This is a genomic window from Prodigiosinella confusarubida (assembly GCF_002847015.1).
Lineage (GTDB): Bacteria > Pseudomonadota > Gammaproteobacteria > Enterobacterales > Enterobacteriaceae > Prodigiosinella > Prodigiosinella aquatilis.
The window spans coordinates 1,137,252-1,158,368 of sequence record NZ_CP025085.1 but is presented as its reverse complement, the minus strand read 5'-3'; the positions used below and the strand labels follow the sequence as shown (position 1 = coordinate 1,158,368).

At 52.5% G+C, this 21,117-nt stretch carries 18 protein-coding genes; 3 read left to right on the top strand and 15 right to left on the bottom strand.

The window, feature by feature from the left end; all coding sequences use genetic code 11:
• Positions 1 to 36: 36 nt before the first annotated feature.
• Positions 37 to 567 (top strand): flavodoxin, encoded by a 531-nt coding sequence (locus CWC46_RS05405; protein ID WP_021017279.1) that lies wholly within the window; start codon positions 37 to 39, stop codon positions 565 to 567.
• A 451-nt stretch (positions 568 to 1,018) separates the two neighbouring features.
• Positions 1,019 to 2,266 (top strand): glycoside hydrolase family 68 protein, encoded by a 1,248-nt coding sequence (locus CWC46_RS05395; RefSeq protein ID WP_021017280.1) that lies wholly within the window; start codon positions 1,019 to 1,021, stop codon positions 2,264 to 2,266.
• A 263-nt stretch (positions 2,267 to 2,529) separates the two neighbouring features.
• Here CWC46_RS05395 and nifM read toward each other — a convergent pair whose 3' ends face one another.
• From nifM to nifH, 14 genes are all read right to left on the bottom strand, one after another.
• On the bottom strand, positions 2,530 to 3,318 hold the full coding sequence (nifM, locus tag CWC46_RS05390) for a nitrogen fixation protein NifM (protein ID WP_021017281.1): 789 nt from the start codon (positions 3,316 to 3,318) through the stop codon (positions 2,530 to 2,532).
• Positions 3,318 to 3,761: a nitrogen fixation protein NifZ gene (locus tag CWC46_RS05385; protein ID WP_021017282.1), complete on the bottom strand. Its 444-nt coding sequence runs from the start codon at positions 3,759 to 3,761 to the stop codon at positions 3,318 to 3,320. The genes nifM and CWC46_RS05385 overlap by 1 nt, the downstream gene beginning before the upstream one ends.
• On the bottom strand, positions 3,758 to 4,018 hold the full coding sequence (locus CWC46_RS05380) for a nitrogenase-stabilizing/protective protein NifW (RefSeq protein WP_021017283.1): 261 nt from the start codon (positions 4,016 to 4,018) through the stop codon (positions 3,758 to 3,760). The genes CWC46_RS05385 and CWC46_RS05380 overlap by 4 nt, the downstream gene beginning before the upstream one ends.
• A gap of 1 nt (position 4,019) precedes the next feature.
• Complete coding sequence (nifV, locus tag CWC46_RS05375) at positions 4,020 to 5,168, bottom strand: homocitrate synthase (RefSeq protein ID WP_021017284.1); 1,149 nt, start codon at positions 5,166 to 5,168, stop codon at positions 4,020 to 4,022.
• A 13-nt stretch (positions 5,169 to 5,181) separates the two neighbouring features.
• On the bottom strand, positions 5,182 to 6,390 hold the full coding sequence (nifS, locus tag CWC46_RS05370) for a cysteine desulfurase NifS (RefSeq protein WP_021017285.1): 1,209 nt from the start codon (positions 6,388 to 6,390) through the stop codon (positions 5,182 to 5,184).
• 25 nt (positions 6,391 to 6,415) lie between these two features.
• Positions 6,416 to 7,240, bottom strand: coding sequence for a Fe-S cluster assembly protein NifU (nifU, locus tag CWC46_RS05365; RefSeq protein WP_021017286.1), 825 nt, complete (start codon positions 7,238 to 7,240; stop codon positions 6,416 to 6,418).
• A 264-nt stretch (positions 7,241 to 7,504) separates the two neighbouring features.
• The gene (locus CWC46_RS05360) at positions 7,505 to 7,972 is read right to left on the bottom strand and encodes a NifB/NifX family molybdenum-iron cluster-binding protein (RefSeq protein ID WP_021017287.1); all 468 of its coding nucleotides are present in this window, start codon (positions 7,970 to 7,972) and stop codon (positions 7,505 to 7,507) included.
• Entirely contained in the window at positions 7,959 to 9,344 is a 1,386-nt protein-coding gene (nifN, locus tag CWC46_RS05355) for a nitrogenase iron-molybdenum cofactor biosynthesis protein NifN (protein WP_021017288.1), read from the bottom strand. Before nifN ends, CWC46_RS05360 begins: the two co-directional genes overlap by 14 nt.
• A 10-nt stretch (positions 9,345 to 9,354) precedes the next feature.
• Positions 9,355 to 10,728, bottom strand: coding sequence for a nitrogenase iron-molybdenum cofactor biosynthesis protein NifE (gene nifE / locus CWC46_RS05350; RefSeq protein WP_021017289.1), 1,374 nt, complete (start codon positions 10,726 to 10,728; stop codon positions 9,355 to 9,357).
• A gap of 280 nt (positions 10,729 to 11,008) precedes the next feature.
• Complete coding sequence (locus CWC46_RS05345; RefSeq protein ID WP_037382461.1) at positions 11,009 to 11,671, bottom strand: NifB/NifX family molybdenum-iron cluster-binding protein; 663 nt, start codon at positions 11,669 to 11,671, stop codon at positions 11,009 to 11,011.
• A gap of 15 nt (positions 11,672 to 11,686) precedes the next feature.
• The gene (locus tag CWC46_RS05340; protein ID WP_021017291.1) at positions 11,687 to 11,902 is read right to left on the bottom strand and encodes a NifT/FixU family protein; all 216 of its coding nucleotides are present in this window, start codon (positions 11,900 to 11,902) and stop codon (positions 11,687 to 11,689) included.
• Positions 11,903 to 12,080: 178 nt separating this feature from the next.
• Complete coding sequence (gene nifK / locus CWC46_RS05335) at positions 12,081 to 13,649, bottom strand: nitrogenase molybdenum-iron protein subunit beta (protein WP_021017292.1); 1,569 nt, start codon at positions 13,647 to 13,649, stop codon at positions 12,081 to 12,083.
• 55 nt (positions 13,650 to 13,704) lie between these two features.
• A complete protein-coding gene (gene nifD, locus CWC46_RS05330; RefSeq protein WP_021017293.1) occupies positions 13,705 to 15,153 on the bottom strand; it encodes a nitrogenase molybdenum-iron protein alpha chain in 1,449 nt (482 codons plus the stop codon).
• A gap of 73 nt (positions 15,154 to 15,226) precedes the next feature.
• The gene (gene nifH / locus CWC46_RS05325) at positions 15,227 to 16,108 is read right to left on the bottom strand and encodes a nitrogenase iron protein (protein ID WP_021017294.1); all 882 of its coding nucleotides are present in this window, start codon (positions 16,106 to 16,108) and stop codon (positions 15,227 to 15,229) included.
• A 586-nt stretch (positions 16,109 to 16,694) separates the two neighbouring features.
• On the opposite strand from nifH, the gene nifJ reads away from it, so the two are divergent.
• Positions 16,695 to 20,204: a pyruvate:ferredoxin (flavodoxin) oxidoreductase gene (nifJ, locus tag CWC46_RS05320; RefSeq protein ID WP_037382416.1), complete on the top strand. Its 3,510-nt coding sequence runs from the start codon at positions 16,695 to 16,697 to the stop codon at positions 20,202 to 20,204.
• A gap of 138 nt (positions 20,205 to 20,342) precedes the next feature.
• Here nifJ and CWC46_RS05315 read toward each other — a convergent pair whose 3' ends face one another.
• Entirely contained in the window at positions 20,343 to 21,101 is a 759-nt protein-coding gene (locus CWC46_RS05315) for a GntR family transcriptional regulator (protein ID WP_021017296.1), read from the bottom strand.
• Positions 21,102 to 21,117 lie beyond the last annotated feature (16 nt).

The following is a 21,117-nucleotide window of genomic DNA, read 5'->3' as shown; positions in this document are numbered from 1 at the left end:
CTTTCCTTTATTCACCTTTCTGTCAGGAGCGTATTCATGGCTAACATTGGCATATTCTTTGGCACCGATACCGGAAAAACCCGTAAAATTGCCAAAATGATCCACAAGAAACTGAGCGACATGGCGGATGCACCGGTCAATATCAATCGCGCCACACTGGAGGATTTTCTCTCCTATCCGGTGCTGTTGCTGGGAACCCCGACACTGGGTGACGGGCAACTACCAGGCTGCGATGCCGGTTGCGAAAGTGAATCCTGGCTGGAATTCGCCGATATGCTGGCAAGCGCCAATCTTCAGGGCAAAACCATCGCGCTATTCGGGTTGGGGGATCAACAAGGATACCCGGATAACTTTGCCAGTGGTCTGAAAGCGCTGTACGACATCGTTACCGACTGCGGAGCCAGTGTGGTGGGAGAGTGGCCCAATGACGGTTATGAGTTCAACGCATCTGCCGCATTGGTTGAGGATAAATTTGTCGGGCTGGTCATCGATCAGGATAATCAATACGACCTGACCGAAGAGCGAGTTGACAACTGGCTGGCGCAGATCAAACCCGCCATTATGTAATACCGGTGCGTCCAATCGCTATTCCGATCATCCCCGCCAATGCGGGGATCTATCCCACTGATACCCTCGATGGTTATTCATGAATGTTTCCTATAAGCACAGTTGCAAATAGGATCATAAAATCGGTTTTTCCCTGGCAACGTCAAGGTTCCGGCGCAGGCCGGGGCTTGTGCCGTACTTACAATACCAATGCACAGCCAAAGATGATCTCGCCCTGAAAATGCCGACGATGGAAAGGATTCATATGCTGCGCCAACAACAAAGATGAAGCTTTAGGTTTCCACCCACTGTTATTTGCAATAGCGTCATATACCTTTTAATTTTTCTTAATAAATATATTGTCAGGTTTTTCACACAACTCAATTAGAGCGTTTTCTTTATTAAATATTGCAATCCTTAAGCTGACTCATTCGAGTTGTTAATATTTCAATGTGCTTTTTAAGGATTTTTTATGAAACGAATAAATGACAAACCAACAATGTGGACTCGAGCCGATGCTCTCAAAGTTAATGAGAATGATCCCACTACAACTCAGCCTATTGTTCGTTCTGATTTCCCGGTTATGAGTGATGACGTGTTCATCTGGGATACTATGCCTCTTCGAACTCTGGATGGGACAATCGTCTCTGTTAATGGATGGTCAGTGATTTTTACTTTAACTGCCAAGCGTAATGTTAACGATCCTGAATACCTCGACAATAATGGTAATTATGATATTACCAAAGACTGGAATAACCGGCATGGCCGAGCACGAATTTGCTTCTGGTATTCTCGTACTGGCAAAGATTGGATTTTCGGTGGCCATGTTATGGCCGAAGGTGTATCGCCAACTACTCGAGAATGGGCTGGCACCCCTATTTTACTGAATGATGATGGGGATATTGATCTCTATTATACGTGCGTGACGCCAGGCGCGACTATTGCAAAAGTCAGAGGAAAGATTTTAACTTCAGATAATAATGTTGAGTTAGTTGAATTTAATGAGGTTAAACCGTTATTTTCAGCCGATGGCGTAATTTATCAAACTGAAGAGCAAAATGTATATTGGAACTTCCGAGACCCCAGTCCTTTCATCGATCAGAACGATGGCAAGTTATACATGGTATTTGAAGGCAATGTTGCAGGTGAACGTGGCTCACACATTGTTGGAGACGAAGAAAAGGGTATCGTCCCTCCTGGCTATGAGGATATCGGAAACGCCAGGTATCAGGTCGGTTGCATCGGTTTAGCTGTTGCTAAAGATCTTTCCGGCGACGAGTGGGAAATACTACCACCACTGGTTACTGCCGTTGGTGTTAACGACCAAACTGAGCGTCCTCACTTTGTTTTCAAAGAGGGTAAATATTACCTATTTACTATTAGCCATAAATATACTTATGCAGATGGATTAAACGGCCCTGATGGCGTTTATGGTTTCTTTAGTGATAATCTAACGGGCCCTTATTCTCCAATGAATGGTTCTGGTCTGGTTTTAGGTAATCCACCGTCACAACCTTTCCAAACATATTCACACTATGTAATGCCTAATGGTTTAGTCACCTCTTTTATTGATAACGTTCCAACTGGCAATAGCACTTATCGAATTGGCGGCACAGAGGCACCAACGGTGAAAATAGTATTGGAAGGTGACCGATCTTTTGTTGATAGTGTTTATGATTACGGTTATATCCCAGCAATGGAAGATGTAATTGTAAAATAAGGATAGAAATTTAACCTTCCTCCTGGCATTAAAGGTGGCGCGGTTACAAATAGGGTCTCGATCTGAGCTTTTCCTTTCCCAAAGGTCTCAGAAGCCGAAAGCTTTATTCACCGGTCGCACTTCGTCCTGAAGGTGACCATAAACCAGGGCGCCGCCTTTCCTTTGCGCAGCGCCCACATCATTTCTATTCCTTTTTTACCAGAACCTGTGCTCTGCACTATTTACAACAATGCGCTTTCGCTCGGGCATGGCGACGGCAATGACTATGTCAGCAACTGCTGGAGCCACTGTCGCTGAAACTGCTTTTGCCGCAGCAGGAATAACTGTTTTGCCGCGCCGGGCAGAGCTTCTGCTTCTGAAAGTAATCCTGCCGGGCGAATCGCCTCGCACAGCAGTAAATGCAGACCCAGTTCCGTTTCCACCGGTGCGCTCAATGCCCCCGCCGATAAGGCAAACAACGCTTTTTCCAGTTGCGGATACAGCAACCCTTTACTCACCCATCCCATTAGTCCACCTTCCATCGCGGTCGGACAATGAGAATAACGGCGCGCTAGTGTGTCGAACTGGTCAGGATCTTCACACAAATGCCGATGCAGCATCGCCATTTGCTGGCGGATTTGCGGACGATTTTCATCGATGGTCAATAGCAGATGACGCGCCTTACGCTGTTCGGGACGATAAAAACGTTCGGCATGCCGTCGATACCACTGCACCACCGCTTCAGCATCCGGTAGCGGCGTCTGCGCCGCTACCCATGCCAGTTGCTGATCCATTAACGCGTGATGTCGGATAATCGACTGTTGCTCCGCATCGGGAAAACCGGCGATCGTCAACTCTTGCGCCAATGATTGCTGTACGCGGTGCAATATTTGCTCATCCACCGCTGACAGACGTTGCTGTGCGACGGCCACAACAGCAGATTCCAGCGCTATCTGTCGCTCAACATATTGAATAAACTGGGGTAGTGCGTCAGCGGGAAGCTGTTCCGGTTCACAGTGCCAATGCTGCTGCGCCAGCTTAATACGACTGTAACGTTGCCAGGGAACCCGCATCAGCCGTCAATCTCCAGATTAATCAATGCGGACGACGGCACCTGAAACAGCCGTTCACCAAATATCACCGTATAACAGTCACGTTGTGACCCTTCATCTGTCCCGATAATGTGCCCCACCACACCCTGAGCGATAACAATTTCACCCTGTATTGATAGGGGCTGCGCAGCACTAACCCGATCACCATACTGAAAGCTGTCGCTATCCCAGGGGAGCGTAGCCGAAATCAGTTCCTGCTGACGACAGCCGACGATGCAATCTTCACTAATAAAATGCACCTGGTAGATGATCTGATCCTGTAAAAAATGCCCCCATTCGCGCACATATCCCAGACTGCCACGGCGTATCAACAACTCACCGCGGGCTTTTCCGGCAAAGGTGCCATCATTGCGCAGCGGGCGAATCACCCTCACCTGCTCACCAAATTCAAATACGGATGTCATTGCGATTCTCCCGGCTGTATCTGCTGATAACTTTCTGCCAGCAAGCGTCGCGCCAGTTGCCAGTCGGCGGTTGTGCTATCTTCCAGGTTATTACGCAACGGCACCGCCGCCGCCAAACGGCGGTGAAATTCACGCAGAACCGGTAAATGACATTTTCTTAACCAGGACGCATCATAAGGTAGGTCAAAGAACGCAAAAAACGACTCTGCCGACTCCAGCTCTGCAACCCCCGGTAATCGATTAAACCACTCCATCATTTTATCCTTCCTGACAGTGCCGTTCGTTATCTACCCCGTACAGATCCTGATAGATTTGCACCAGTTCACTCTCACGAGGATTGCGCTTCCAGTTTTCCGCAAAGGTACGGACTACTTGCAAAATATCCTGGATTTGCCGGCTGTCGAGCCGGTAACCCATACGGGCAAAGATACCGTCCACCGCCTGGCGTCCCGAGTGTTTTCCCAGCACCAGCCGATATTCGCGCCCCATCAATGCAGGATTGATACCCTGATAACTATCCTTATGGCGTAACAGTGCCGCCACATGTACACCCGACTCATGAGTAAATACCTGTTCACCTACCAGCGGTTGCTGTACATCGATGTGGCGTTGAGCTGCATCTGCAACCTGACGGCATAACGCCGGAAGCTGTGCGAAATCAATTCCGCAATCCCGCCCCAGACAGGTTTGCAACGACAATGCGACCGTTTCCAGCGCCGCATTGCCCGCTCGTTCTCCCAGCCCCAGCACGGTGGTATTCACGTGCGTCGCACCGGCCTTGACCGCAGCCAGCGTATTGGCGGTGGCCAACCCTAAATCGTTATGCGCATGCATTTCTATCTCGCCATCCCAATGCTGACGCAACCCGGTAATGCGCGCAAAAGTGGTAAAGGGATCGAGGATCCCCAGCGTATCAGCAAAACGTAGCCGCTCCGCCCCCACGACACTGCCGAGACCGGCTAACATATACAGTACGGCATCGCTGGCACGAGAAGCATCTTCACAACCGATGCTCACCCGACATCCCTGACGCCGGGCCAGGTCGCTCAACGAAGCCAGTTGCGTTTCCACCCACGACCACGGCTGATGCAGCTTTTGTTCCCGCAGTAAATCCGAGGCAGGAACAGAAATATCCACCCAGTTCATACCGAGATCGACAGCCTGGCGGATTTCCTCTGCATTCATCCGGCACCAGGCCATCATGACAGTATCCGGCAACTGTCGCCGTACTGCCGCCATCGACGCACGCTCTTCCGCCCCCATTGCCGGCGTTCCCACCTCCAGCTCCGGCACACCTGCATCCACCAGCGCCTGAGCGATAGCCAGTTTTTCACTGGCCCGGAATGCCACACCGGGACTTTGCTCACCATCCCGCAGGGTGGTGTCGTTGATGATCACCTGGGCCATGCTTTTCTCCTGTTCAGCCATAAGTCGGTGCAAAGTCGGCGCTGTGAGATGCAGCTGGCTTACCTTGTTGCCAGTAGGGTGATAGCGTTCGCAGTCGAGCCACAATCGGTGGTACCTGCTCAATCACATAATCGATCTCTTTTTCACGGGTATAACGTGAAAGCGAAAAACGGATACTGCCATGCGCGGCGGTATACGGAATGCTCATCGCCCGCATCACATGCGACGGTTCCAGCGACCCAGACGTACAGGCGCTGCCACTGGACGCGGCAATACCGCAATGATTCAGCAGCAATAAAATTGCTTCCCCTTCGATAAATTCAAACGCAATATTCAGCGTATTCGGCGTTCTGGGTTGATCGCCGCCCATCACCATGACATGGGAAACTGCCTGTTCCAGCCCGTGTTGCAGCTTATCCCGCAGTTGAGCAATGGAGGCATCCATCATGGGTTGATGCACTTCCGCCAGTTCACAGGCGCTGCCCATACCGACGATACCGGCAATATTTTCTGTCCCGGCCCGACGTCCCCGCTCCTGATGACCGCCGCGCAGCAACGGACGAAAGCGGGTATTACGACGCAGATAAAGACAACCAACCCCTTTCGGGCCATGAATTTTATGGGCGGAACAGGAGAGCATGTCTATTTCCGTCGCTGACAGCGCAATGGGGATTTTGCCCACCGCCTGCACTGCATCGCAGTGAAACAGCACTCCGTGCTCATGGGCCAACGCGGCCATCTCTCTCACCGGGAAGACCACCCCGGTTTCATTGTTGGCCCACATCACGCTGACCAGCGCGACGCGCCCACTGAGTAACTGGCGATATGCCGCCAGATCCAACGCGCCTTCAGGGGAAACCGCCAACCGATGAATGGTATAACCCTGTCGCTCCAGGTTTTCACATACCTCCAGAGTGGCCGGATGTTCCACGGCGGTAACGATGATTTCGCGTTTTTCCGGCGCCAGCGTGACCGCGGAATAAATAGCAGTCGATGTGGCTTCGGTCGCACCGGACGTAAAAATGATTTCGCTGTCATGTTGCGCACCCAACAGGCTGGCAACTTGCTGACGTGCCCGCTCCATTCCTCCGCGACTGGGCACACCAAAATCATGAATGGACGAGGGATTGCCATAGTAATCACTCAGGAACGGTAGCATCGCCTCCAGCACCATCGGGTCGATACGGGTGGTGGCATTGTTATCCAGATACACGTTTTTCATTACCTGCTCCTCATCACAGAAAAAGTTACGCCACCACCACTTCCATGTAGCGCCCAACGCGTTCAACCAGTTTTTGCTGTAACCAGGCCAGCGTCATGTCGGTCATCATGCAGCCACTGCAACTACCGGAAAGCGCCACCGTTACCTGTTGCTCACTGACATTGACCAGCGACATATCACCGCCATCCGCCTGAATGTGAGGACGCAGTTCAGCCACTACCTCAGCCACGGATTGCCAGTTTTCATTTTTGGGACAAGGTGCCGTTGCCGCCGCCACTGGCTGTTCACGCAGGATCTGCGCCAACGCCAGCTCGATTTTTTCATGACAGGACGTACAACCGCCGCCCGCCTTGGTGTAATTGATAATCTCTTCCAACGTGGTCAGGCCGTTGGTCACCACCGCACGCCGAATCTGCCCTTCATCGACGGCAAAGCATTTGCAGATCAGCGCACCCTCTTCGTGGTCATCCTCCAGGGATTCACCGCGATAGCTGGCAATGGCCGCACGTAACGCCTCCTGCCCCATGACCGAGCAGTGCATTTTTTCCGGCGGTAATCCATCGAGGTAGTCGGCAATTTGCTGATTGGTCACTTGCTCAGCCTGATGCAGCGTACGACCGATAATCAGTTCAGTCAGCGCGGAAGAGGAGGCGATGGCGCTGCCACAACCGAAGGTTTGAAAACCGGCATCCAGAATGATTTCACTGTCAGGATCCACTCGCAGCATCAAGCGCAGCGCATCCCCACAGCTCAGGGAACCCACATCACCCACGGCATTGGCTTCCGGTACCACTTTGGCGTTGCGTGGATTAAAAAAATGATCTTTCACTTTCTCAGAATAGTTCCACATTCTCTGCTCCCTACTGAATTGGTTGAGACGCGAAAGATGGTTGCTATCGCTCATCCTCAACGGCGCTTGTCTTATGGTCTGGATAGTAAAAACAGAGCAAATGTGATGCCAGTCACACAAAAGGAGGTATATCAATGAGATAGGGGAATGTAGCCAAAAAAAAACCACGAAAATGTCGTGGTTTATGTAAGCTTTGTCACAGAAATGACATTCTGTCAGGTCACGTCGACGCAAGCAGAGTGCATTACCCCATACAAGCCAGGATTAACCCGCATCATCCTCCTCGTGCCATTCCCTTTCCGCCATTAACTGCTCGAAACGATCGGGATCGCGCTGTCGTCGTGTTGTCATTTGCTCCATCGGCTTCCAGCATTGCTGAATTTGCTGCAACAGCATCGCAATCGACGTATCCGCCGGCACCCGTACCGCACGTACACCAACCTGCAATAACTGGCGGAACACCGTATCGCCAATCGCCACACAGTACAGCGTCACACAATCTTCCAGCGCATCAATCCGACAGGTCAACTTGTCTTCCTGATGACCGTACTGCACGTTGAAATCCACCACTTTCAGCAGTGTGACCTGATCTTCCTTGACGCCATAAATCACCAGCCGTGGCGTGGCGCCAAAATGCTGATCCACATGGTGATAATCAGAACTGGCGAAAGCGACCTTCATCGACCACACGGCGGCGCTGATGGTACTGAGATGACGATTAACATGATGCATGATGCGCCTCCCGCATCTGCACCGGAGGAAAATGCTGCTTCAGCGGCGAGTGATAAACCGGCTGCTGGTGATGACGTTCCTGCATCGAATTCGCCAGCTCGAACAGGGTATCGCGCATACCGGCATACCCTTGACGCTGACGGCGAAATTCTCCCAGGCGATCAAAAATCGGAAAGCCGGCACGAATCAGCGGAATACCAAACTGCTCCGCTACATCTACCGCGTGAGAGTTCGCCACCAGCATATCCGTCGGCGTCAGGCGCAACATGGCCTGCAAATCCTCCAGATCGCCAATCACCACCTGCTCCACCGGTAGCGTCGCCAGGCTCTGCTGATTAACCGGTGCCAGCAGATGTGTCGGTATCATTCCCTGACTGATAGCAAAGTCACACCATGACATCAGTAAATCGCCTTCCGTCGCCAGTGCCAGCCGTCGTCCCTGTAACCACATGTGGCAGTCAATCATCGCATCCTGCAATTGCCCGCGCTGACGTTCAATCCAGCCTGGCACATCACGCCCGGACAGCTGTTGCAGATGATGAATAAACCGATCCACATTCTCCATCGTCATCAGGTGCGGCAGATTCAGCGACAATCCACGACTGCGCATCGCCATCAGATTAGACGCACGATGCAGCGACCCACCGAGGGTAATGGTGCTCTGGCTTTGTCCCATCTGTTCGATGTTGCGCAGCGATGTTCCCCCTTGAGTCACAGCATGAAAGTCACCACCCGCCAGATGACCATCCAATGATAACGACAAATCCGGCAGTATCACCGGCTGTAGACCAAAGGCTTCCACATAGCTACGAATCAGCTCCACATCACCAGGCGTGATCAAATGGCTGAGCAGCAGATTGACCCGCTTGTTACGCATCCCCACCGGCGGCTTTTCCGGCACCCATTGTTGGATCACGCTTTCCACCACCGCACTGAAGCCATTTTCCAGCGAACCATAGAAATCCGGCGTGTTGACCGTCAGGATCGCCACCGCCTTAAAACGGGGAAAATCATCACGAAACTGACGCACCGCCCGGGACAGATCGCTGCCCTGCGCTTCAGACAGACCCGTGCTCACAATCACGATCGCCTTCGGTGCATTACGCTGGCACAACGTGGAAAGCGCGGTGAAAATGTTGCCATCGGCACCCATGATGGTGGTAGTCGGGTCCATCGCAGTGGATTGCAACGGAACCGGCTCGTGAAAATGCTGAATAAAAAACACTTTGGCGAACGCACTACACCCCTGTGCGCCATGAACCAGCGGGATACTCTGTTCAATCCCCAGGCTGGCCAGGATCGCCCCCAGTGGCTGTCCGCTTTTGATCGGGCTGGTGGCTAAGGGTTTTTTATTGCGAATAATCTGCGCCATACTGTTCTCCTTAATGCCAGGGGGCACTCTGATGAGACTGCTGCCAAACCGGACTTTCCAGCGTCAGACAGAGTTGCTCTGCCAACGTAACGATGCCCCGGTAGCCCGCAAACGCATGCTCACGCTCCTGATTGATATCGAGGAACGGCAGCCGTGCCTTGTACGCGGTGTACATGTTACGGCCACCGGCAATCATGATGTCGGCACCATAGCGATACACCACATCCAACAAGGTTCGGGCATTACCCTCATCCAGCATCAGTGCATCCTCCCCCATCAATTCGCGAATGCGCTGCTTGTCTTCTTCAGTAGATTTACGCGTTCCGGTTGCCACCACGGTCATGCCTAAATCCTGCAATGCGGAAACCACCGACCAGGATTTCACACCGCCGGTATACAACAGCACTTTCCGACCGCGCAAACGCTCACGGTACGGTGCCAGCGCCTGTTCGGCGACCGCTTCCTCGCGGGCGATCATCGCCTCCGTGCGCTGTATCAAATCCTCATCCCCGATCAGCGTCACCAGCGCACGCAGCGCCTCTGACATGGCCCGTACCCCATAAAAACTGCCCTCGAACCACGGGATGTGGTAACGCTGTTCCAGCATTCTGGCGACATTAATCAACGCCCGCGAACACACCACCATATTCACCTCGGCATGATGCATGGTCTGGATCTCGGCAAAACGCCCATCGCCAGACAAATTGCCCAGCACGCGGATACCCAATTCATCCAGCAGCGGTAATACGTTCCAGAACTCCCCGGCAATATTGAATTCACCAATTAAACCGATATTGTGTCGATGCTCCACCGCCAGAGGATAATCTTCCGGCCAGGGCGCCGGGTCGCGCTGCCCAATGACCTTTTTGACCATCACTTCCCCGGCAATACGGTTGCCGAGGTTTTTACTGCCATAAAAACCCGCCGCGTCAATAGCGATGACCGGCACCCCCACCGCGACCTCGGCCGCACGACATACCGCTTCAATATCATCCCCTTCCATCGCCGGTACACAGGTGTTGTAGATAAACACCGCCGCCGGCTTATAGTGGCTGACAATATGTCGCACAGCATGAAACAACCGCCGCTCACCACGCCCCATGATCACATCCTGCTCGTTAAGATCGGTGGTGAATCCCAGCCGATTAAGCGTCGGGCCGGAACTCCGACTACCACGGTTATCCCAGGAACTGCCGGTACAGCCGATAGGGCCATGCACCAGATGGGCGACATCCGCCAATGGCAACAGCGTAATTTGCGCACCGTCAAAGGCGCAGCCTCCCGCCGTCGCTCCAGGTTTTGGCGCACTGCATCCCGACTTTTGCTTATGGTTATGTTCACAAGCCGGTTCGTCGAGTAACGCCAGTATTTCATTCCCCTTCATCTCAGCCTCATCCTGTAAGTTGCCACTACCAGGACACTGCAAATCGCAGGCCAGATGTTATTGGTTGATTTTTAAGAGAATAAGGATGTCGGTTTTCTGACAAAGCGGACAATTGGCGTAACGACGCCTATTCACGCCATCAGGCAGCGGGGAAACATCGGGAGAAAATCGAACGCGGGGAAAGGGACAGAATACAGAACATGCTGAGATCGATGCCTTATCATTGGCGTAAGCCGGTGAATGCCCGCCGGCACGGGCATGACAAAGCGTCAGGTCGCGATCAAAACACCCGATTATCCAACGGGTTGTCTTTCCCCAACCGTTTGGCCAGCCAGGGGGGTAAATCGCCAGCCAGCATGGTTTGCAACATCTCGCGCTGAGACGAGATGCTGGTGCCGGGCGTGACCTTCACCGGATGGATATTGTGGCGGATGATCCGGGCGGCGGCCGGGCCACCAATCGCTTCGCAGAACAGCAGATGGCAATCCTTCAGCAGGTCAGCGCGAACGTCGTTGCCTTCCTGATCCGGTGATTCGCCAGGATAACGGCGCAGCGCGTACAACCAGGAATATTCCCCTTCAAACGCGTAAATAAAAAATAACCGGCACTGGCCAAAATGACCATTAATAGTCAGGCCATCCTGCGAGGCAAAAGCCACCAGCAAATGGTTCGACATCAGATGACGGGGTTCTACCGACAAGTGTTCCGGTAATTCACCGTTCAGACAATTCATCACCTGTTGCCAGCGATTAAGGGTCATGATGGATACATCGCCGGGGAAACGCGCTTCAAGCTCTCCCAGAGACAGCGACTGTAATTGCTCCAGATCCAACCCGGCATCGCTTTCCTGACAAAGCCAGTTCAACAACTGCGCTGGGGTCAACTCCGGCATGTACTGGATTAACGCAAACAACCGCCAGAACAGTATATCGTCTTTAGATATCATCCTCTTCTCCTGTCAGGGTTCGGATCGGGTCGCCCGCAGGCTGACCGGAAATGCCGGTTTACCCGCTTGCGGGCTGATGTAATAGGCCTTTCCACCTTCCAGCTCGACACGGCCCCCCCAATAATCGTGCCGATCAAACTCCATACCTGTCACTTTGGCTTCCAGATCCAGCTTGGCGATGTAGCAATAGAGGTGCTCATTACACTCACGCAAAATCACTATTGGCATTGGGTCCTCCTTTGCAGCAGACAATGACCCGGGCGCCGCCGGGTTTTGGATTTCAGATAATTATCAAGCAGTAGTGCCTGACTCTTCTCCCTGACGCTCCTCTTCACCAGGGGAGGGAAAAAACCTCCAGCGCTCTATGAAGGCTCTTCTCCTCTCCAGGGGAGTTGTGAGGGGGTTATCAACGGATAAGGTCAAAGTTGTAATCAGTTTTACCCAATTTCATGGTTTCCCGATCCAGCTTCTCCAGTACCGCGTTCACCAATGTCGTCAGGATCGACATTGCACCTTCATAGCCCCAGGTAGTCTGACGGTGCAGATGGTGACGATCAAACAGCGGGAAACCGAGACGGATCAACGGCACTTCAAACTGCTCGCCCTTCGCCAACGTATCGCGCTGGATAAACTTACCGTAGGAATTGCCGATCATGAAATCCGGTTTATTGGTAAACATCAGCGAGCGGAAATGCCACAGATCGCAGCCGACATACACTTCACTGTCCTGGCCGTAAGGGGAGTCCGCCAGCATTTTCTTCATCGCCTTCTGCCAGCGTTTGTTGCCGTTATGGCACAGGATAACGGTTGGTTCACAACCTAATTCCAGCAAAAACCGCGTCAGTCCCATGACAAAATCTGGATCGCCATACAATCCGAAACGCTTGCCATGTAGCCAGGTGTGGGAATCCAGCATCATGTCCACCAGCCGTCCGCGTTCCAGCGTCAGTTCGTCTGCAATCGGCTTGCCGGTCAGTTCGCTGATCGTCATCAACAGCTTATCCGTCGCCGCCAGACCGATCGGCACCGCTACTTCAGTCGCCGGCTGCTGCCAGTTTTCCTGCACCACTTTCTTGGTTTTGGCCAGTTGCCACGGTTGTAACAACAGGGTATCAATAGCGTTGGGGGCCTCGCGCATCTCCTGTTGAGTCGTACCGCCGGCATACATGCGATAGTGTCCATCCGCCGGGGTATCCAGTACGTCAGACGGATCTGACAATAGGCTGCACGGCACCTCCATTTGCGCCATCATGCGTTTAATCACCCGATAATTGCCGAGGTAGGTTTCAAACCCGGTGACCACATTCAGCCGTTGCTGACTGCCCGGCTGATATTGTTTTCCTTCACCACCGGTGAAGGTACGGGCAAAACCTTCAAACATGTTGTCCCAACCGGTAACGTGACTACCAATGAAACTCGGTGTGTGTGCATAGGGAATCGGCATGTCGGCATCAACAAAACCATCCTTTTTCGCATTGGCGATAAACGCCTGTAAATCATCACCAATAACCTCCGCCATACAGGTGGTGGAAACGGCGATCACTTCCGGTTTGTATAACGCACTGGCGTTTTCCAGCCCGGTATTCATGTTCTTGTTGCCACCAAATACTGCCGCATCTTCAGTCATGGAATCGGAAACGCAGGCCACCGGTTCTTTAAAATGCCGGTTAAAGTAAGTACGAAAGTACGCCACACAGCCTTGCGAGCCATGCACATACGGTAACGTATTGGCAAACCCCAGCGAACACAGCACCGCACCTAACGGCTGACACGCCTTGGCCGGGTCGATGGTTAGCGCTTCGCGCTTGAAATTCAGTTCTTTGTACTCTTCAGTGGTGGTCCACTCAAATACCTCGCGGACACGCTGCTCATCATGGCCCTCTTCCAGATGGCGTTTATTACGAAACAGCGCCTGGTACTCTTCCTGCTCAAATAACGGATAGCAGGGTTGGGGATTCTCAACGGTTTGACTCATGTTCTTCTCCTCCCGCGCCACTAATCGGTGAACTAACGGGGTATCAGGATGTTAATCAGGCAGATTTCAGCCACGGCGCAGTCAGCTCACTCCAACTCGGATTGTTGAGCGTCATATCCATATCACGAGCGAAAACGGCAAAACCGTCATAGCCGTGATACGGGCCGGAGTAATCCCAGGAGTGCATCTGGCGGAACGGCACCCCCATTTTCTGAAAGATATATTTCTCTTTGATGCCGGAGCCAACCAGGTCAGGCTTCAATGCTTTGACAAACGCTTCCAGCTCATAACTGCTGGCGTCATCAAACAGCAACGTGCCTTCCTTCAGTTCCGGCAGGGTACGGTCGTAATCATCGCTATGGCCGAACTCGTAGCCGGTGCCGATGATTTCCATGCCGAGATCTTCATAGGCGCCAATGACATGTCTGGGACGCAGACCGCCGAGATACAACAACACGTTGCGACCTTCCAGCCGCGGACGATATTTCTGAATGATCGCATCCGCCCGAGCCTGATGGCGGGCAATCACCGCCTCGGCATTCTGACGAATAGTGTCATCGAAATGCGCGGCGATCTTACGCAACGATTCGGCGATTTTAGTCGGCCCGAAGAAGTTGTATTCCATCCACGGAATACCGTGCTTCTCTTCCATATGACGGGAGATGTAATTCATCGAGCGGTAGCAGTGCACCAGGTTCATCTTCACCTTCGGCGTGTTTTCCATTTCCACCAACGTACCGTCACCCGCCCACTGCGCGACCACCCGCAGCCCCATTTCCTCGATCAAAATGCGCGATGCCCAGGCGTCACCGCCAATGTTGTAGTCACCAATAATGGCCACGTCATACGGTGTGGATTCAAAGGGTTTACCTTCACGGTTATCCAACACCCAATCTCGAATCGCATCATTGGCAATATGGTGCCCCAGTGACTGCGATACCCCGCGAAAGCCTTCACAACGCACCGGGATAACCGGTTTTCCCAGTGTCTGTCGACTGGCCTTGGCGACCGCTTCAATGTCATCACCAATCAGGCCGACCGGACATTCCGACTGAATAGAAATGCCTTTGGTCAGCGGGAACAACAGTTCCAGTTCCTCAATCAGTTTGGCGAGCTTCTTGTCGCCACCGAACACGATGTCGCGCTCCTGAAAATCAGAGGTAAAATTGATAGTCCCGAACGTGTCAACTCCACTGGTGCCGGTGTAGTAATTACGCCGTCCGGCACGTGAATATTGACCACAGCCAACCGGCCCGTGGGAAATATGCGCGATGTCTTTGATCGGGCCGAACACCACGCCTTTGGAGCCGGCATAAGCGCAACCGCGAACCGTCATCACTCCCGGTTGAGATTTGCGGTTGGAAACGATACAGCTCCCCACGCTTTCCATACCCGGTTCAGTGACCATCGTGTGCTTTTTACGATCTTTACGCGCCTTTTCAGGGAAGATTTCTAACACTTCCTGAATAATCGCCTGATTTTGTTCACTCGTTGCGTTTGTCATTACACATTCCTTCCTCGTCAGAAAAGCACACACCAGCACACACGCCGATGTGCCGGTACGTCGTCGTGCTTAATCAGGCGGCTTTTTCTTCCGCGGCAGTTTTGCCAATGATCTCGGTATCTTCTTCTTCCATAATGCCGAACTCCATTAACAGCGCTTCCAGCTCATCCATCGTTACTGGCGTCGGCACCACCATGTTGGTGTTATTGACGATTTTGTTCGCCAGCGTGCGGTATTCATTGGCCTGGCTACAGGTCGGGTCATACTCGATAACCGTCATCCGGCGAATTTCAGCACGCTGTACGATGTTGTCGCGGGGCACAAAATGGATCATCTGCGTACCCAGTTTTTCCGCCAGCGCGATGATCAGTTCATCTTCCCGGTCAGTCTGACGAGAATTACAGATCAGCCCACCCAACCGTACTTTGCCGGATTTGGCATATTTCACGATACCTTTGGAAATGTTATTGGCGGCGTACATCGCCATCATTTCACCAGAGCAGACGATATAGATTTCCTGCGCCTTGTTTTCACGAATCGGCATGGCGAACCCACCACATACCACGTCGCCCAGTACGTCGTAGAACACAAAATCGAGTTCCCCGCCGTAGGCGCCCTCCTCTTCCAGAAAGTTGATCGCGGTGATAACGCCGCGACCAGCGCAACCAACACCAGGCTCCGGACCACCGGATTCAGCACAACGAACACCGCCGTAGCCGATCTGTAGTACATCTTCCAGTTCCAGATCTTCTACCGAACCGACTTCCGCCGCCATTTCCATAATGGTGTTCTGAGCCTTGGCGTGGAGGATCAATCGGGTGGAGTCAGCTTTGGGGTCACAGCCGACAATCATGACTTTCTTTTCCATTTCCGCCAGAGCGGCGACCAGATTCTGAGTAGTGGTGGATTTACCGATACCACCTTTGCCATAAATGGCACATTGACGCATTGCCATAATTGTTTCTCCTATTCGGGTTGAATGCTTGTTGCACCCTAAAGAAGTGCAGGGAACGTACCAGACGGGCCAAAAATAATAGTTTGTTGATTTATAAGAAATTAATTAAAAAACCATCACCATGGACAAGACGGACACAAGACAATCGACAGACCAATTGTTGGAAAGGGAACAATCCGCGAGACAACACGCCACCGTCTCAAACTGGCAAAAATAGGGGAATCCATCAGCCGAAGTCCCCCCGGCATGAATTCCCGTTGACACGGGAATGACGGTAAGAACACAAGAGTGGCGGAGAGAACAAAGAAATAACGACAGGAGCATCGGAATAATGGTCATGTTAAACCCCGACACGATTGTTAACTGCCCGACAGGATGTCGCGCCCAGTGTCTTGAATCATCCAATCGCGACCACATCCATACCGCTATCCCTGCCGAGATAGTCAGAATAATCAGATAGAAAACAAGACATTATTTTCTCGCCTTACAAATGGCACAGGGTGTGCTTAATCAGAACTCAGGGCTGTGTATCCGTAAGGTGACGACACCAATAGCGGGTTCAGTACACCGTAAAGAGGAACTGTTAATGGCAAGAAAAATGAAAACGATGGATGGCAACGCCGCGGCAGCCTATGTGTCCTATGCCTTTACCGAGGTCGCCGCCATCTATCCCATCACGCCGTCCACCCCAATGGCTGAAAATGTGGATGAATGGGCCGCGCAAGGGAAACAAAATCTGTTCGGCCAACCGGTAAAAATGGTGGAAATGCAGTCGGAAGCCGGTGCTGCTGGGGCAGTACACGGTGCTTTACAAGCCGGCGCGCTCACCACTACCTATACCGCGTCACAAGGGTTGCTGTTGATGATCCCCAACATCTACAAAATCGCCGGGGAATTACTGCCGGCGGTATTTCACGTCAGCGCCCGCGCGCTGGCTACCAACTCGCTGAATATTTTTGGCGACCAGCAGGATGTGATGGCGGTACGACAAACCGGCTGCGCCATGCTGGCGGAAAGTAGCGTACAGCAGGTGATGGATCTGGCTGCGGTAGCACATCTGGCCGCCATCAAAGGGCGCATCCCGTTTATCAATTTCTTCGATGGTTTCAGAACGTCCCATGAAATCCAGAAGATTGAGCTACTGGAGTATGACGAGCTGGGGAAATTGCTTGATTGGCAGGCGGTTGATCAGTTCAGAAGAAACGCTCTACATCCGGATCATCCGGTGGTCAGAGGAACGGCACAAAACCCGGATATCTATTTTCAGGAACGGGAATCTAGCAACCGGTTTTACGACGCCCTACCAGAAGTGGTGGAACACTATATGGCCGAAATCACCCGGCTGACCGGCAGAGAGTATCATCTGTTCAATTATTACGGCGCACCCGATGCCGACCGTTTAATTGTCGCGATGGGATCGGTGTGTGAAACCATTCAGGAAACCGTCGATTACCTCAATCGGCGCGGTGAAAAAGTCGGCTTGCTGACAGTCCATCTCTACCGCCCCTTTTCCCTGGTGCATTTTTTTAAATACATTCCCGCTACCGTCACCCGCATCGCCGTACTGGATCGCACCAAAGAGCCCGGTGCCCTGGCCGAGCCGTTGTATCTGGATGTGAAGAACGCGTTCTATAACCATGAGCAACGGCCATTGATCGTTGGTGGACGCTACGCACTGGGCGGGAAAGATATTTTCCCATCACAGATCGTTTCGGTTTTCGACAACCTCAAACGGGTCGAGCCCAAAGATGGTTTCACTGTCGGTATCATAGACGACGTTACCTATACGTCCCTGCCTTATCCTGCCGAGGATATTGATACCGCGCTGCCGGGTACCACCGCCTGTAAATTCTGGGGACTGGGATCCGACGGTACGGTCGGGGCCAATAAAAGCGCGATAAAAATCATCGGCGATCAAACCACCATGTATGCGCAAGCCTATTTCTCCTACGATTCCAAGAAATCAGGCGGCATTACCGTTTCACATCTGCGTTTCGGTCAGCAGCCGATCACCTCACCCTATCTGATTCAGAAAGCAGATTTTATTTCCTGTTCGCAGCAATCCTACGTCAACAAATATGATCTGTTGGCGGGATTAAAACCGGGTGGCACCTTTTTGCTGAACTGCACGCTGGAACCGGCGGAGCTGGAAGAAAAATTGCCGGTGGCCATGAAACGTTACCTCGCCAATAACGCCATTCGATTTTACCTGGTCAACGCGGTACAGATTGCCCGACAGCTGGGGTTGGGAGGCCGCTTTAATATGATCATGCAAGCCGCCTTCTTTAAACTGGCTGATATTATTCCGGCGGCGACGGCGGCAGATTACCTGAAAGGCGCAGTGGCCAAATCCTACGGCAATAAAGGTCAGAAAGTGGTGGAAATGAATAACGCCGCTATCGATCAGGGAATGCTGGCACCCGTACAGTTCAATGTTCCCGATCACTGGAAAACCCTGGACGAAGAAACCGTGGCAAAACGCGCCGTACCTGATTTTATTCAGCAGATTCTGGAACCAATGAACCGTCAGGAGGGCGATCTGCTGCCGGTCAGTGCTTTTAGCAATATGGAAGACGGCACCTTCCCGGTCGGGACATCCGCATTTGAGAAACGAGGCATTGCCATCAATGTGCCGCAATGGCAGTCCGATGGTTGTACCCAGTGTAACCAATGTGCGTTTATCTGCCCGCATGCTGCTATCCGCCCGGCATTATTGAGTGAGGAGGAGTGGCAAACGGCCCCCGCCGGACTCACCACGAAACCAGCGACTGGCGCCAAAACCCTGCATTATCATCTCGCTATTTCACCACTGGATTGCTCTGGCTGTGGCAACTGTGTGGATATCTGCCCGTCGAAAGGTAAAGCGTTGACTATGCAACCGCTGGCGTCGCAACAGCATCAGATTGCACTGTGGGAACACGCGCTCACATTGTCACCCAAAGCCAACCCATTCAAAAAGACGACGGTAAAAGGCAGTCAGTTTGAACAACCCCTGCTGGAGTTTTCCGGTGCCTGTGCCGGATGTGGCGAAACCCCCTATGCCCGCCTGATCACCCAATTATTCGGCGACAGAATGCTGATTGCCAACGCCACCGGATGTTCGTCTATCTGGGGAGCGAGCGCCCCGTCCATTCCCTATACCACCAACCACAAGGGACAAGGCCCAGCCTGGGCAAACTCGCTGTTTGAAGATAACGCGGAATTCGGGTTAGGCATGCTGCTCGGCAGTAACGCTATCCGACAACAGGTTGCCAGTGATGTCACCGCCGCCCTAAGCCTGCCACTCAGCGAAGCGCTCAGACGGTCCCTTCATCTGTGGTTGGAACTGAAAGACCATAGTGAAGGCACGCAGGAGCGTACTGAACAGCTGTCCACACTGCTGGAAAAAGAGAAAAGCGACGATCCGCTGCTCAATAAAATCTATCAGAACCGCGATTACCTGACCAAACGCTCACAATGGATTTTTGGCGGCGACGGTTGGGCTTATGACATCGGCTACGGCGGACTGGACCATGTGCTGGCTTCCGGTGAAGATATCAATGTGCTGGTGTTTGATACCGAAGTCTATTCCAATACCGGCGGTCAATCGTCCAAATCCACGCCCGCCGCCGCCATGGCAAAATTCGCGGCGGAGGGGAAAAGAACCCGTAAAAAAGATCTGGGCATGATGGCCATGAGCTACGACTACGTTTACGTGGCGCAAATTGCGATGGGCGCAGACAAAGACCAAACACTGCGAGCCATTGCTGAAGCCGAAGCCTATCCCGGCCCATCGTTGATCATTGCTTACGCGGCCTGTATCAATCACGGCTTGCGGGCGGGTATGGGATGCAGCCAGAGAGAAACCAAACGCGCGGTTGACGCTGGCTACTGGAATTTGTACCGCTTTAATCCGCTGCGTCAGTCCGCGGGCAAAAATCCCTTTATGCTGGACTCGGAAGAACCAGAAGAGGACTTTCAGGAATTCCTGCAAGGGGAAGTGCGCTACTCCTCGCTAAAACGGCAATATCCTGACATCGCCGACCAGTTATTTAACAAAACCGAGCAGGATGCCAAAGAACGACTGGCTCGCTATCAGCGGCTGGCGGACGGTTAAGTTGCCGTGATGTGAAATAAGGGAAGCATGACAGGGACGTCACTTCCTGCGCGAAGGAAACTGACTCATTCACTCACAGATTCACACCGAAGATAAACCATGTCATACCTGGATTCGGCCCATGGCACGACAGCGGGATTATGGTTCCCCCGCCAGGCTGCCACTGATTTTAAACGCCACCCGTTGCGGATGGTTAACCGAGACCAGATACTCCACTGGCTGCCGGGCGCCATCATAAATCACGCCGCGATAAACCAGCGCCGGGCATTCAGGTTTAGCGCATAATAATAACTGCTCCTCCTCATTCATGGTGTCGGCCTGGATAGTGCCTTCATCAATCACGCCATAAATCTGGTATTGATCCGCCAAAATCTTGTACAACGAGCCGGTGGCTTCCAGCATCGCCTCAGTGAGGCCGGGTACTCGCTCTTGCGGTAAATAACTGGTTTCAATACAGAAAGGTTGCCCGTCAGCCAGCCGCAGGCGTTTTATCATCAGTAACGGGTCGTTTTCCTGAATGTGCAATCTTTGCGCGATACGGGCGCTGGCCTGAGAATAACGGAAATAGATGAGCTGGCTACTGGGAACGGCGCCATTAAGCTCAATGATTTTACTGATCCCCAATTCCGGCACCGGCAACAATGGCCGTTCAATAGCGGTTTTCATCAGCCAGGTTCCCTGATTGCCGCGTCGTTCAAGCACGCCGTCTTCCACCAGTTCAGCGATGATTTTCCGCACCGTCATACGGCTGATGGAAAATTGATGGCTCAATTCCCGTTCGGCGGGGATCTGATCACCGCTATTAAACTCCGGTGAATGAAGCATCTCCAGCAGCCGTTTCTTTGCATCAAGATAGGCTTTTCTGGGACGTCTGGTCTGCTTTTCAGATAAATTCATGGTCTATTTTGTACCG

Excerpts from the sequence above, each read along its gene's own strand:
- nifD (WP_021017293.1), bottom strand. The coding sequence starts at position 15,153 with ATGACAAACGCAACGAGTGAACAAAATCAGGCGATTATTCAGGAAGTG.
- nifU (WP_021017286.1), bottom strand. The coding sequence starts at position 7,240 with ATGTGGAACTATTCTGAGAAAGTGAAAGATCATTTTTTTAATCCACGC.
- CWC46_RS05340 (WP_021017291.1), bottom strand. The coding sequence starts at position 11,902 with ATGCCAATAGTGATTTTGCGTGAGTGTAATGAGCACCTCTATTGCTAC.
- nifN (WP_021017288.1), bottom strand. The coding sequence starts at position 9,344 with ATGGCGCAGATTATTCGCAATAAAAAACCCTTAGCCACCAGCCCGATC.
- CWC46_RS05405 (WP_021017279.1), top strand. The coding sequence starts at position 37 with ATGGCTAACATTGGCATATTCTTTGGCACCGATACCGGAAAAACCCGT.
- nifS (WP_021017285.1), bottom strand. The coding sequence starts at position 6,390 with ATGAAAAACGTGTATCTGGATAACAATGCCACCACCCGTATCGACCCG.
- nifJ (WP_037382416.1), top strand. The coding sequence starts at position 16,695 with ATGGCAAGAAAAATGAAAACGATGGATGGCAACGCCGCGGCAGCCTAT.
- nifH (WP_021017294.1), bottom strand. The coding sequence starts at position 16,108 with ATGGCAATGCGTCAATGTGCCATTTATGGCAAAGGTGGTATCGGTAAA.
- CWC46_RS05360 (WP_021017287.1), bottom strand. The coding sequence starts at position 7,972 with ATGCATCATGTTAATCGTCATCTCAGTACCATCAGCGCCGCCGTGTGG.
- CWC46_RS05380 (WP_021017283.1), bottom strand. The coding sequence starts at position 4,018 with ATGATGGAGTGGTTTAATCGATTACCGGGGGTTGCAGAGCTGGAGTCG.
- CWC46_RS05395 (WP_021017280.1), top strand. The coding sequence starts at position 1,019 with ATGAAACGAATAAATGACAAACCAACAATGTGGACTCGAGCCGATGCT.
- nifE (WP_021017289.1), bottom strand. The coding sequence starts at position 10,728 with ATGAAGGGGAATGAAATACTGGCGTTACTCGACGAACCGGCTTGTGAA.
- CWC46_RS05385 (WP_021017282.1), bottom strand. The coding sequence starts at position 3,761 with ATGACATCCGTATTTGAATTTGGTGAGCAGGTGAGGGTGATTCGCCCG.
- nifV (WP_021017284.1), bottom strand. The coding sequence starts at position 5,168 with ATGGCCCAGGTGATCATCAACGACACCACCCTGCGGGATGGTGAGCAA.
- CWC46_RS05315 (WP_021017296.1), bottom strand. The coding sequence starts at position 21,101 with ATGAATTTATCTGAAAAGCAGACCAGACGTCCCAGAAAAGCCTATCTT.
- nifK (WP_021017292.1), bottom strand. The coding sequence starts at position 13,649 with ATGAGTCAAACCGTTGAGAATCCCCAACCCTGCTATCCGTTATTTGAG.
- nifM (WP_021017281.1), bottom strand. The coding sequence starts at position 3,318 with ATGCGGGTTCCCTGGCAACGTTACAGTCGTATTAAGCTGGCGCAGCAG.